Source organism: Larkinella sp. VNQ87 (genome assembly GCF_049445795.1).
Classification (GTDB): Bacteria; Bacteroidota; Bacteroidia; order Cytophagales; family Spirosomataceae; genus Larkinella.
In genome coordinates this window covers 178,696-190,880 of sequence record NZ_JBMSDT010000001.1, presented here as the reverse complement: position 1 = coordinate 190,880, position 12,185 = coordinate 178,696, and the positions used below count along the sequence as shown (strand labels likewise).

Sequence of the window (12,185 nt, the reverse complement as noted above, 5' to 3'; positions counted from 1 at the left end):
TCAAGTGGGGTTCTGATAAGTTTGAAAAAACAACCACTTATGCATCGAGCTTCTTATTTGTTTAGGCAATTCGTGTTCGGTTTCGTGTTGACGGGTACTTTTTTAGCTGCGTGTCGTCGGCAACCGGTCCGGGATGCCGCCGACCCAACCCACGGCTTGATCGGGTCCTGGCAGAAAGTTAGTCCGGCCCCGTGCAGCGCCGTGTATCCGGATGTGGTGGAGTTTACGGCGAACGGAATTTACCAAACGCAGTCGGAAGCTACCTCGGTGCAGATGGCCTGGGATGCCGGGGCGTATGAGGTCGACCGGCAACTGGTGAAAATGGTGAATACGAGGGATGTAACCAAAACGTACCGGTTTGTGATTAAGAATGAAACCGTGACATTTGAAGACGAAGATGGCTGCCGGTTTCCGTACCAGCGTCAGTGATTTCGATTGAAAACCGCCCCATTTTTCCGTATCTTCGTCCAATGAATGAAACCCTGACGCCCGCCCAATTGCTGGCGAAACGCTTCCCGTTCAAGCCCACTTCCGGACAGCAGCTTTTCTTTGAGCAGATGAACCCGTTCATGCTTCGGTCGGAGCACGAACATTACCGCGATTGTTTTCTGCTGAAAGGCTACGCCGGTACCGGAAAAACGACACTGATCAGCACGTTGATTAAAGTGTTGCCCAAATTTGGGTACAAATCGGTGCTGCTGGCACCGACCGGCCGGGCGGCCAAGGTCATGGCCAACTACTCAAAACGGATGGCCCAGACGATTCATCGGAAAATTTACCGTCAGATTGCCGATGCAAACTCCGGAAACCTGGTGTTTCAGCGGCAGAAAAACTACCACGAAGACACGGTTTTTATCGTCGATGAGGCCTCGATGATCAGCGACGATGCGGAGATTGGCATGAACGGGCTGCTGGCCGATTTGGTCGATTTTGTGTTTGAAAACCCCGGAAACCGGCTGATGCTGGTGGGCGACGTGGCGCAGTTACCGCCGGTGGGTAAGGAACTGAGCCCGGCGCTGGACAAAGGCTACCTGGAGCGGCATTTCGACATGGTGGTGGTTGAGCAGGAGTTGCTGGAGGTCATGCGGCAGGACGAACATTCGGGCATTCTGCTGAATGCGACCAACTTGCGGGACGTGTTGCAGGAACCGCAGCCGCGTATCCACCTGAACGTGCGGAAGTTTCGGGATATTTACAAGATGACCGGCGAGAAACTGGAAGACGGAATCCGGTATTGCTACGATAAGTATGGCCGCGAGAATACGATCATCATCACGCGCTCGAACAAGATGGCCGTGCAATATAATCAGTACATCCGGCGCGCTATCAACCAGTGCGAGGAAGAACTCGACGCGGGGGATATGCTGATGATCGTCAAGAATAATTACACGGTGCTGGACGACGATTCACCCGCCGGTTTTCTGGCGAATGGCGACTTTGTGGAAGTACTCAAAATCCGCAAGCGCGAGGAGCAGCACGGACTAAAATTTGCCACCGTCACACTCCGGCTGGTCGATCTGGACGAGCAACCCGAGTTTGAGAGCAAGATTATTCTGGATACGCTCTATTCCCCGCAGCCGTCGCTGGGCCGGGACGAAAACCGGCAATTGTACGACAGCGTGCAAAAAGACTATTTTTACATCAAGACGAAAAAGGAGCGCACGGAAGCCATCCGGCGCGATCCGTACCTGAATGCCTTGCAGGTGAAGTTCGCCTACGCATTGACCTGCCATAAAGCCCAGGGAGGCCAGTGGCCGGCGGTTTTTGTCGATCAGGGTTATTTGCCCGACGGGCAGGTGAACCAGGATTTTGTCCGCTGGCTTTACACGGCCATCACGCGGGCGACCGACGAAGCGTTTCTGATGAATTTCATGCCCCAGTTTTTCGAATAACGCCATGACCCTCAAGGAATTTACCGCCAGCCTGACCGAAACCAACCCGCCCTCTGGCCTGCATCCGGTGGCCGAAGCCCTCTGGTTCGACGGCAAAGGCGATTGGGAACGCGCCCACGAAGTTGCCCAGAGCCGCGAAGGTACCCGCGACTACGACCGGCTGCATGCCTACCTCCACCGCAAAGAAGGCGACGCCTGGAATGCCGGTTACTGGTACCGCCGGGCGGGGGCGACGGTTTTTGCCGGAACCTTGGACGAAGAGTGGACGGCGCTGGCGGAGTTATTTCTGGCGAAGTGATGCTCAAAAAGCTATTTGACTTCATAACCCCCTTCACGTTGGTCGCCGGACTGGGCTTCATGATGGTTGGGAATGGACTGCTTCATCTAAACGAGGAAAATAATATCCTGCATTTCTTCTTCGGGATTCCGCTCATCGGGATGGCTCTTGGCGCACATTTTCTAACACGTCGGATTTTAAATCAGAATACGCTGCAAATCTGGCTTATGGAAGGGCTGCTGGTTGGTCTGGTCGGGCTGGCTTTTTATTACGTTTGGTGAAAAAAAATTGCTTTCCTGATCGGATTCTACCCGTAAGCTATCCTTCTGCCTTATAAAATTTCAAGGCTGCTTTACCTTCCCTTCGGTCTACATTTTGTTTCGTATGAATCATGATTATTTTTGCATTGTAAAAATAATAGAACATGATTCAGGTAATTAACCGGGCGTTCGATTTGCTGGAACTGATTTCGAATGATCCGGAACGCCCCAAATCCCTGGGTGATCTGGCCGACGCACTTCAGCTCAACCACGGGACCTGCGCGAATATTTTGAAAACGCTCGTGGCCCGGGGGTATGTGGAGCAGGTCGGCACTAAGAAAGGCTACATCCTGGGAGCCCAATCGTATAGCCTGACCGGGAATGATGCCTACCGGAAAGATCTGCTCGAAGCCGCTCGCGAAGAGATGGATGCCCTAACCCGGGCCGTCAATGAAAATTGTTTATTGGCCGTACTGAAAGACAATCAGCGTATTGCAATTTATCGAACGTTTGCCGAACAGGATTTGCAGGTACGCACCACAGACATCAAACCGGTGTACGATGCAGCCTCGGGACGGCTTTTGCTGGCAATGTTGCCTGGTGAAAAAATTCAGCGGTTTATTGCTAAATATGGGCTGCCTACCCACGATTCTTGGCCCGAAATAAAATCCGAAACGGAGTTGATGGAAGCCCTTGCGTTGATCCGGCAGGAGGAGCTGGCTTTGCAAACCATCGCTAACCGCCATGTCATGGGCCTGGCCGTACCGGTTTATAAAAATGGGTTAGTCGTTGCCAGTTTGAGTATCTATCTTCCGGAATACCGTTACATGGCAATGGACAAGCGACATTTACTGGATTTACTTCGTAAAACGGCTAGGTCAATCACTAAAAGGTTGATTTAGAATAGATTAGAGAGATTTTTCTACCAGGGCCTTGGCCCTTTTTTTGTGCCCTTGCAGCTCCGGATTGACGGAGGGACTTTATTTTTTTTGTAAAAAAATTGTAAAAAAGTTGGAAAGAATTGATGGAAGTGCTTACAATTGCAATAGAATAAAATTAAATTTTATAATATAAAAATAAACCCATCCTTTATGAAGCCAATAATGTACAAAAGGTGGATGAGCTGTCTACTCTTGTTGCTGATTCACCCATTCGGGTGGGCTCAGTCGGTTGTGACGGGTCGGGTGACCGGAGCCAGCGATAATGCCCCGTTGCCCGGCACCACCATTTCGCTGAAAGGGACAACCACCGGCACCACGACCGATGCCGAGGGAAAATACCGCATCTCGGTTTCCGATCCGGCCAAAGCAACGCTGGTTTTCTCGTCGGTCGGCTACATCGCTCAGGAACTTCCCGTGGGCAACCAGTCCGTCATCAATGTGGCCCTGGAGGTCGATTCACGGCAACTCGATGAAGTCGTGGTGGTCGGCTACGGAACCGTTCGGAAGTCGGACCTGACCGGGTCGCTGGCGCAGGTAAAGGCCAAAGAACTAAATGCCTTTCCGGCGACCAACGTCTTGCAGGCATTGTCGGGCCGGGCGCCGGGGGTGCAGGTGACGCAGAACACGGGCGCTCCGGGGGCCAGCATCAGCGTCCGGATTCGGGGGACCAACTCGATTCAGGGCAGCAACGAACCGCTGTATGTCATCGATGGTTTTCCGACTTCGGGCAGCAATCCGACGATCATCAACAACACCGACATCGAGAGCATCGAAATCCTGAAAGATGCGTCAGCCACGGCCATCTACGGATCGCGGGGGGCCAACGGCGTGGTGCTGATTACCACCCGGCAAGGCAAATCCGGGAAAATTCAGGTCGATTATGACGGGAATTACAGCATTCAGACGCTTCGGAAAAAACTGGACCTGATGAATGCCCGGGAGTACGCGACGTTTTATAACGAACAGGCTACGACCGATAAACTGACCCCGTATTTTACCCAGGATCAGATCAATAACTTTGGTGAAGGCTTCGACTGGCAGAACCTGATTTTTCGGAAAGCGCCGATGCAAACGCACAACCTGACCGTTAGCGGGGGCAACGATAAAACCCGGTTTTCGGTCGGCGGCAGCATCTTTAATCAGCAGGGGATCGTGATCGGCAGCGATTACAAACGGTATTCCCTGCGGGCGAATGTGTCGTCGGATGTCAGCCGGAAATTCAACCTGACGTACGGGGCCACGCTGACGAAAATCACGACGAGTCGCCAGAATTCGGGCGGTGGCAACCGGGGCGGTTCGTTGATTTCGGCGGCAATCTCGGCTCCGCCGACATTGACACCTTATAACGAAGACGGCACGTACCGGGTGCTGGCAACGGCCTATCCGTTCATTTCCAACGTGTTGATTAACCCGCTGAACTATATTTACCAATCCTCCGACGACGTGGATGCCAACCGGGTGCTGGCAAATGCCGCCCTGACCTTCAAGCCGTTCGATGGACTGGCGATTAAGATTTCGGGTGGGATCGAAAACAGCGACGACCGCACCGACAGCTACACCACGACAAAGTTTGTCAATTCGCAGGGCAGCGCGAGTGTTTCGACCTCACGAGGCATGAGTTTGTTGAGCGAAAACACGATCAGTTACCTGAAGACCATCGCCGAAAAGCACAGCATTTCGGCCGTAGCCGGGTTTACGTACCAGGATTTTCTGAATAAATCCCTGAATGCATCGGGCGTCGGTTTTCTGAGCGACATTACCGAAACCGCCAATCTGGGGTCGGCGGCCACACCGGGCATTCCGGGCACGAGCTACTCGTTCAGCACATTGCTCTCGTACATCGGACGAGTTAACTACAGTTACAACAACAAGTACCTGGCGACGGTCAGCTTCCGGGCCGACGGTTCTTCGAAATACAGCGAAGGCAACAAATGGGGCTATTTCCCGTCGGGGGCGCTGGCGTGGCGGGTGTCGGAAGAGGAGTTCATGAAGAACGTACCGTTCATCACCGACCTGAAGGCGCGGGCGAGTTGGGGCCTTACAGGCAGCCAGGCGATCAATGCCTACGCGACACTCAACAACCTGTCGGCGGGAAAAACCGTCTTCGATGACGCCCTCTACAACACCTTCGCGCCCGGCACGCAGTTGCCCGGTAACCTAAAATGGGAAACCACCGAACAGACCGACTTCGGCATTGATGCCGGTTTTCTGAGCAACCGCTACCGCCTGACGCTGGATTATTACATCAAAAACACCCGTGATCTGCTCAATACCGTCCAGTTGCCGAGCGGTTTTGGCTTCACGAGCACGATCCGGAACGTGGGCCAGATTCAGAACAAGGGACTGGAAATTGCCGTGGATGCCCGGATTATCGACAAGGCATTCAAGTGGGATGTGAACGGGAATATTTCGTTCAACCGCAGCAAGGTCGTGAAACTCAACGGCGGGCAGGACATTCTGGGCGGCAGCGTAGGCGTAACGCTCATCAGCGATGCGGCCAATCTGCTGCGCGAAGGCCAGCCAATGAGTGTCTTTTACGGTTACCGGGAAGACGGCTATACCGAACAGGGCAAGGTAAAATACAAGGATCTGAACGGCGACAACGTCATCAACCAGCTTGATAAAACGATCATCGGCGATCCCAATCCGGACTTTATCTACGGTTTTAACTCCGCTATGTCGTTCAAAGGGTTCGACCTGACGCTGTTTGTTCAGGGAACGCAGGGCAACAACCTGGTCAACGTCAGTTCGATCAACAACACGCTCGACTACGGTTTTGGGCTGAACATGCCCCGCGAAGTGCTCTACAACCACTGGACGCCGACCAATCCGAATGCGAAATACCCGGTGATTTCCCGTGCCAACAGCTACAATTATTCCGACCGGTTTGTGGAAGACGGCTCCTACCTGCGGCTCCGGACCATTCAACTTGCCTACAACCTGCCGCTACCGAAACTGGGTATCACCTGGATGCGGACGGCCCAGGTCTACGCCAGCGGCCAGAATCTGCTGACCCTCACGAAATACTCGTGGTGGGACCCGGAAACGAACTCGCAGGGTGGGGCCAACTCCATCGGCCAGGGCATCGATCACTACAGCTATCCCACCTCCAAATCCGTCACCTTCGGCCTGCGGGTTGGGTTTTAATTTTGAATGAATGAGTGAATGATAGAATGAGTGAATTAATGATGGAATAATTTTTACACAGTCGCTCTTTTGCTATTCATTCATTCTATCATTCACTCATTCAAAATTGAGAAAGCTATGAAAAAGATACTATTCCTTCCTTTACTCTTCGGCCTGCTCTCCTGTGAGGAAGTGCTGGTCGAAAAACCGAAAGCGGTGGCGGTGGAGACGTTTTACAATACCGCCAGCGAAGTCGAAGCGGCCGTCAACGCGGCCTACGCGCAGCTCCGGGCTACCAACGGCATTACCGGGCAATTGGGCGCGCAGTTGGAAGCGTACACCGATTACAGCTACGGCCGGGGTAGCTACCAGGTACTGAGCGATTTTCAGGGCCTGAACAGCACGAACATCCCGCGCACCGACGACGGCTGGCGGCTTTTCTACCTTGCTATCCGCAACGCCAATCTGGTCATTCAGAATGCGCCCAACGGCAGCAGCATCAGCGCGGCCGATGTGACCCGATATGTCGCTGAAGCCAAGTACGTACGGGCGTTTGCCTACTTCTGGCTGGTCCGAAACTGGGGTGGGGTGCCCATCCGGACGGAAGCAACGCTGAATGAACCCAACGTGAAACGAAACACGGCCGAGGAAGTATACACGCTGATTCTGAGCGATCTGAAAGAAGCCGAAGCCAACCTGCCCGACAAAGGCACGCAGGTCGGACGGGCTACGAAATGGGCGGCTAAGGCGGCTTTGGCCGAGGTGTATTTTACGCGAAATCAGTACGCCGAAGCCCGGGATAAAGCCGATGAGATCATCAAATCCGCCAAATTTTCGCTGGTGCCCGTGGCCACGGCGGCAGAGTTCGACAGCAAGGTGTTTGGGCCCACCGTGGTGACTTCGACAGAGGAAATCTGGTACCTGAAAGCCACCCGACAACCCGGTCAGGGGATGTACCTGGCCATGTTTGCCCATCATCCGGGTTCGCGGCTGCACGGTGCAGGCGGTTTTTATGCCCATTACAGCGATACGCAAACCAACCCGGTGATCAGAAACTGGGATGAGAAGGATTTGCGGAGAACCGCCTTCTGGTACAGTTGGGATATCGGTCTGGGCCGAAACAGCATCCTGTGCAAGAAATTCTCCGATCCGCTGGCTGCTACCAGCGACGGTGCGGGCAATGACTTTCCGATTTACCGCTTTGCCGACATCCTGTTACTCTACGCCGAAGCCGCCAGCCGGGCGGGCAACGGACCGACGGCGGCTGCCGTGGAAGCCCTCAACCAGGTTCACCGCCGGGCCTACGGCAAAAATCCCACGGCGCCTTCCGACGTGGATTTCAAGCTGGCTGATTATACTGCCACGACTTTCAACGATCTGGTACTCAAGGAGCGCGGCTATGAAACCCAATATGAAGCTAAACGCTGGCTGGATTTGAAACGACTGGGGACAGCCAAGTTGAAAGAAGTGATCAAGGCGGCAACGGGCAAGGACGTGGCCGACAAGCACCTGTTCTGGCCGATTCCGGTGGCCGAATTGAATTACAACTCGGCGCTTGATCCGTCGAAAGACCAGAATCCGGGGTATTGAGGGCTGTAGAATAATAGGTTTTAGATTGGTTGGTCAGGCAGTCGGTTCTGCCGATTGCCTGCTTTTCACGCTTTTCGAATCGAAAAACATGCAGTATTTACGTATTTGTCTATTCCTTATTTCGCTAAAATCGGCTGCGCAATCGGTCCGCTACGATTCCCTTTGGAATGATCCGGCCGTGGAAACCCGAATTCGCGAAGGCATCGAAGCCCATCGGAAAGGTGATTTTACGCTGGAGTTGACCCATAAAAGCGGAAAACCGGTTCAGAAGGCTACGGTCGAAATCCGGCAGGTCCGGCACGAGTTTTTGTTTGGAGCGAATATATTTATGCTGAACGGTTTCAAAACCGCCGGGCAGAACCGGCAGTATGAAACCGTCTTCAAAACGCTGTTCAACACGGCCTGCATTCCGTTTTACTGGAAAACGCTCGAACCGCAGCCGGGAAAAATCCGCTTCGCGGCCGGGAGTGAGGAGATTTACCGCCGACCTCCGCCGGATGTGGTGCTAGATTTCTGCCAAAGAAACGACCTGATTCCGAAGGGGCACACACTGGTGTGGGACAACCCGATGTGGAGCTATCCAAGCTGGTTCCCGAAAGATACCGGCGCGATGCAGCCGCTCATCGACCGGCGCATCCGGCAGATTGCCGGGCGCTACGGCGAATCCATCAAAACCTGGGACGTGGTAAACGAGGTCATTATCAACAACCCGAACGCGCCTTTGCCGGAAAGTTACGCCCTGAAAGCCTTTCAAACGGCGGCAGCGGTTTTTCCGAAGGATACCCGGCTGATTTTGAACGAGGCCACCCACCTTTGGGAAAATTACCGCCGGGAATACAGCCCGTTTTATATGCTGGTTGAAAATCTGAAATTCAAAGGGGCCGACATCCGGGGGCTGGGGCTGCAATTCCACTTCTTCAGCGAACCGCTCTTTGCGAAAACGCTGGCTGGTCATGCCATGACACCGAGAGAGTTGTACCGTACACTCGATCTATATGCCCGGTTCAATGTGCCGATCCACATTTCGGAAATTACCATCCCGACCTTACCGGCGGGTCCGGAGGGCGAGCAGATTCAGGCGAAACTAACCCGAAATTTTTACCGGCTTTGGTTCAGCCATCCGGCCGTCGAGGCCATTTACTGGTGGAACCTGGCCGACGGCTCGGCGGCTCCCGGCGAAGACAAATGGGGGGGCGGTTTTCTGCGCGAAGACCTGAGCCCGAAACCGGCTTATACCGTGCTGGACGACCTGATCAACAAAGAATGGAAAACGACGCTCACAATGACAGTTTCGGACAGTAAACCGCTGAGCTTTCGGGGCTTTTACGGAGATTACGTCGCCCGGATTACAGTCGGTAAGAAAACCATCGAGAAACGCTTTAAACTGATGAAAGGGCAAACCAACACCCTGCGCATCGAACTGGAATGAAAATCATTGATTTACGAACCCGCTGCGTAGCAATTCCGCTCAACGCCCAACTACGTCACAACACCGGCGTTCACCCCGGTTATTTCCTCCGCACGATTGTCGAAGTCATCACGGACGAAGGCATTGTAGGCCTGGGCGAAGTGGGCGGGGGCGATCAGCGGGGGGCCTTGCAGAAGCTAAAACCGCGTATCCTCGGCTTGGACCCTTTCCAACTGGAAGTGATGAAACTCAAGGTGCTGCGGAGCATTTATTACCTCTCGAACGCCCGGCTGTACGCGGCCCTCGAAATGGCCTGTCTCGATATTCAGGGCAAGGTGCTGGGCCGTCCACTGAGCGATTTACTCGGCGGGCGCGTCCGCGACGCGGTACCGTTTATTGCCTACCTGTTCTGGCGGTACGACCGTCCGGGCGATGGAAAGCACGACGAAACCGCCGAAGACCTGGCCGATTTTTGCCAGGAATTACACGAAACGCTGGGCGTGAAGGCCATGAAACTGAAAGCGGGTGTGATGGCTCCGAAAGAAGAAGTCCGGGTGCTCGAACTGTGCCGGAAGCAGCTCGGCGACGATTTCGGGTTGCGGATCGATCCGAACGGCCTGTGGTCGGTGCAAACCGCCGTGCAGATGGGCCGCCGGATGGAAGACCTGAACCTTGAGTATTTCGAAGACCCGTCGTGGGGGCTGGAAGGCAATGCCGCCGTTCGAAAACAGATTCGCATTCCGATTGCCACCAACATGTATCCGGCCAAATTCGACGACTTGGCCCCGGCCATTCGGATGGGCTCCGTCGACATTGTGCTGACCGACATTCACTACTGGGAAGGCCCGCGCGGGGTGAAAGACCTGGCCGCCGTATGCAACACCTTCAACCTGGGCGTGGCGATGCACAGCGGGGCTGAATTTGGCATTGAACTGGCCGCCATGATTCACACGGCATCGACCATCCCGACCATGAACTTCGCCGGGGACGCCCACTACCATTACCTGACCGACGACATCATCGAAGGCGGTTTGATGCCGTACGAAAACGGCTGCATCAACGTCCCGACCGGACCCGGTTTGGGCGTCGCGCTTGATGAGGACAAGATGAAATTTTACGAAAAATACTATGAGGGAAAAGGCGATTACTACGCCCGGTTTCACCAGGACCCGTACCGGCCCGACTGGTACCCAACCGTGGGCGGACTGTAGGAAATGATGAACGATTTGATGCGATTGACGGGCAAAAAGGCGCTGGTGACGGGTTCCAATCAGGGCATAGGGAAAGCCATTGCACTGGCGCTGGCCGGGCAGGGGGCCAATGTGTTGATCCATTGCCGCGATGAAACCGTTTCGGGCCAGCAAGCCGTGGCCGAGGTGGAAGCGCTTGGTGTTCGGAGTGGGTTGATTGTGGAGGATTTAGCGGGTTCAGAGGCCGCAGAGCGTGTTTATGACCAAGCCCGGCAGCTCTTTGGCGCGATCGATATTCTGGTCCTGAATGCCTCGGTCCAGATTCGTCGGCCCTGGACGGCGGTAACGGATGCCGACTTTAACGAGCAAACCACCGTCAACTGGCAACGGACGCTGGAGTTGCTGCAACGGTTTGTGCCCGACATGCAGCAGAGCGGTTGGGGGCGCATCTTGACGATTGGCTCGGTGCAGCAACTGAAACCACACCCGCAGATGATGGCCTATGCCGCCAGCAAAGCCGCCGTGTCGAACCTGGTTCGGAACCTGGCCGCGCAAGTTGGAAAGGACGGCATTACCGTCAATAACCTCGCCCCGGGCGTCATCCTGACCAACCGCAACACCGAAGCGCTGACCGACGAAACCTACCGCGAGCAGGTCCGAAGCCGGATTCCGGTGGGTTTTTTTGGCGAAACGCAGGATTGTGCGGCTTTGGCGCTGCTACTCTGCTCGGAAGCCGGACGGTACATTACCGGACAGGATATTTACGTCGACGGCGGTATGAGTTTGTGAAAGAGATCCTTACGCAGCCGGGAAGTGGCGATCAAGCGCTTCCACGCTGTCGATCAGGGTAATGCCTTCTTTCCTGAAAAGGGGGTTGAAATCAGAATCGTACGAGGCTAGATAGTCGATTCCCGACGATTTACAATGGGAAAAGATGATGGCATCATTCGGCAATAAATTGTACGTGTACATCAAGCGGGGGTATCCTGTACCACCGACGAGTCAATTGTCTCTAAAAAATGCAACGGCTTTAATAGCGACTCAAAGTCATGTTTGTCAAGCAGTTCAGGAATGTAAAAAGCCTTTTTCAGCGTGCGAAGCGACTTCTGACCGTAATGGGCCAGCGTAACAAAAAGATATTCGCTGAGAACGATCTGGTTATAGCACAGTTGAAAAGGGCGTTCGATCAACGCATCCAGCAAATCGGTTTTTGTGCCTTTGCGGTATTCTGCCAAAATCGATGTGTCGAGGAATATTCTTACTGGAGATACCATTCTTCTTCGAGGTCGATTTGGGGATCTAAGGTTGCGGGCATTGAGCCTTTGTTTTTCGCAAGAATGGCCTTTTTTTCCTCCAACGTCAACTCAGCGTTGGTCTGCTCAGCTTCCGTTAAGACCACTTTCAGCGTTTTTCCCCGTAAGTTTTCCGGCACATCGATGACAATTTGCTCATTGGCTTGCCGGGCTTCAAAAATAAATGCTTCCATGATTTTCTATTTCAA

13 protein-coding genes are annotated in these 12,185 nt (G+C 54.0%); 10 read left to right on the top strand and 3 right to left on the bottom strand.

Translation table 11 applies throughout. The features are described 5' to 3' along the window. Positions 1-39 precede the first annotated feature (39 nt). From ACO2Q8_RS00840 to ACO2Q8_RS00795, 10 genes are all read left to right on the top strand, one after another. A complete protein-coding gene (locus tag ACO2Q8_RS00840; RefSeq protein WP_423342873.1) occupies positions 40-429 on the top strand; it encodes a hypothetical protein in 390 nt (129 codons plus the stop codon). A 41-nt stretch (positions 430-470) separates the two neighbouring features. Beyond that, positions 471-1,892, top strand: coding sequence for an ATP-dependent DNA helicase (locus ACO2Q8_RS00835; protein WP_423342872.1), 1,422 nt, complete (start codon positions 471-473; stop codon positions 1,890-1,892). 4 nt (positions 1,893-1,896) lie between these two features. Next, positions 1,897-2,190: a hypothetical protein gene (locus ACO2Q8_RS00830; RefSeq protein ID WP_423342871.1), complete on the top strand. Its 294-nt coding sequence runs from the start codon at positions 1,897-1,899 to the stop codon at positions 2,188-2,190. Next, on the top strand, positions 2,190-2,450 hold the full coding sequence (locus tag ACO2Q8_RS00825) for a hypothetical protein (RefSeq protein WP_423342870.1): 261 nt from the start codon (positions 2,190-2,192) through the stop codon (positions 2,448-2,450). Before ACO2Q8_RS00830 ends, ACO2Q8_RS00825 begins: the two co-directional genes overlap by 1 nt. Before the next feature lie 143 nt (positions 2,451-2,593). Then, positions 2,594-3,331 carry an IclR family transcriptional regulator gene (locus ACO2Q8_RS00820; protein ID WP_423342869.1) on the top strand — a complete coding sequence of 246 codons (738 nt, stop codon included), beginning with the start codon at positions 2,594-2,596 and terminating at the stop codon, positions 3,329-3,331. A gap of 216 nt (positions 3,332-3,547) precedes the next feature. After that, positions 3,548-6,517: a SusC/RagA family TonB-linked outer membrane protein gene (locus ACO2Q8_RS00815; RefSeq protein ID WP_423342868.1), complete on the top strand. Its 2,970-nt coding sequence runs from the start codon at positions 3,548-3,550 to the stop codon at positions 6,515-6,517. A gap of 117 nt (positions 6,518-6,634) precedes the next feature. Beyond that, complete coding sequence (locus ACO2Q8_RS00810; protein WP_423342867.1) at positions 6,635-8,086, top strand: RagB/SusD family nutrient uptake outer membrane protein; 1,452 nt, start codon at positions 6,635-6,637, stop codon at positions 8,084-8,086. An 88-nt stretch (positions 8,087-8,174) separates the two neighbouring features. Continuing rightward, entirely contained in the window at positions 8,175-9,515 is a 1,341-nt protein-coding gene (locus ACO2Q8_RS00805; protein WP_423342866.1) for an endo-1,4-beta-xylanase, read from the top strand. Beyond that, positions 9,512-10,705 carry an enolase C-terminal domain-like protein gene (locus ACO2Q8_RS00800; RefSeq protein WP_423342865.1) on the top strand — a complete coding sequence of 398 codons (1,194 nt, stop codon included), beginning with the start codon at positions 9,512-9,514 and terminating at the stop codon, positions 10,703-10,705. The genes ACO2Q8_RS00805 and ACO2Q8_RS00800 overlap by 4 nt, the downstream gene beginning before the upstream one ends. Before the next feature lie 3 nt (positions 10,706-10,708). Then, the gene (locus ACO2Q8_RS00795; RefSeq protein WP_423342864.1) at positions 10,709-11,473 is read left to right on the top strand and encodes an SDR family NAD(P)-dependent oxidoreductase; all 765 of its coding nucleotides are present in this window, start codon (positions 10,709-10,711) and stop codon (positions 11,471-11,473) included. Between the two features lie 9 nt (positions 11,474-11,482). Here ACO2Q8_RS00795 and ACO2Q8_RS00790 read toward each other — a convergent pair whose 3' ends face one another. The 3 genes from ACO2Q8_RS00790 to ACO2Q8_RS00780 are packed head-to-tail and all read right to left on the bottom strand — an operon-like array spanning position 11,483 to position 12,170. Further along, positions 11,483-11,656 (bottom strand): hypothetical protein, encoded by a 174-nt coding sequence (locus tag ACO2Q8_RS00790; protein WP_423342863.1) that lies wholly within the window; start codon positions 11,654-11,656, stop codon positions 11,483-11,485. Further along, on the bottom strand, positions 11,656-11,958 hold the full coding sequence (locus ACO2Q8_RS00785; protein WP_423342862.1) for a hypothetical protein: 303 nt from the start codon (positions 11,956-11,958) through the stop codon (positions 11,656-11,658). The genes ACO2Q8_RS00790 and ACO2Q8_RS00785 overlap by 1 nt, the downstream gene beginning before the upstream one ends. Further along, positions 11,943-12,170 (bottom strand): hypothetical protein, encoded by a 228-nt coding sequence (locus tag ACO2Q8_RS00780; RefSeq protein ID WP_423342861.1) that lies wholly within the window; start codon positions 12,168-12,170, stop codon positions 11,943-11,945. Before ACO2Q8_RS00780 ends, ACO2Q8_RS00785 begins: the two co-directional genes overlap by 16 nt. Positions 12,171-12,185: the final 15 nt, after the last annotated feature.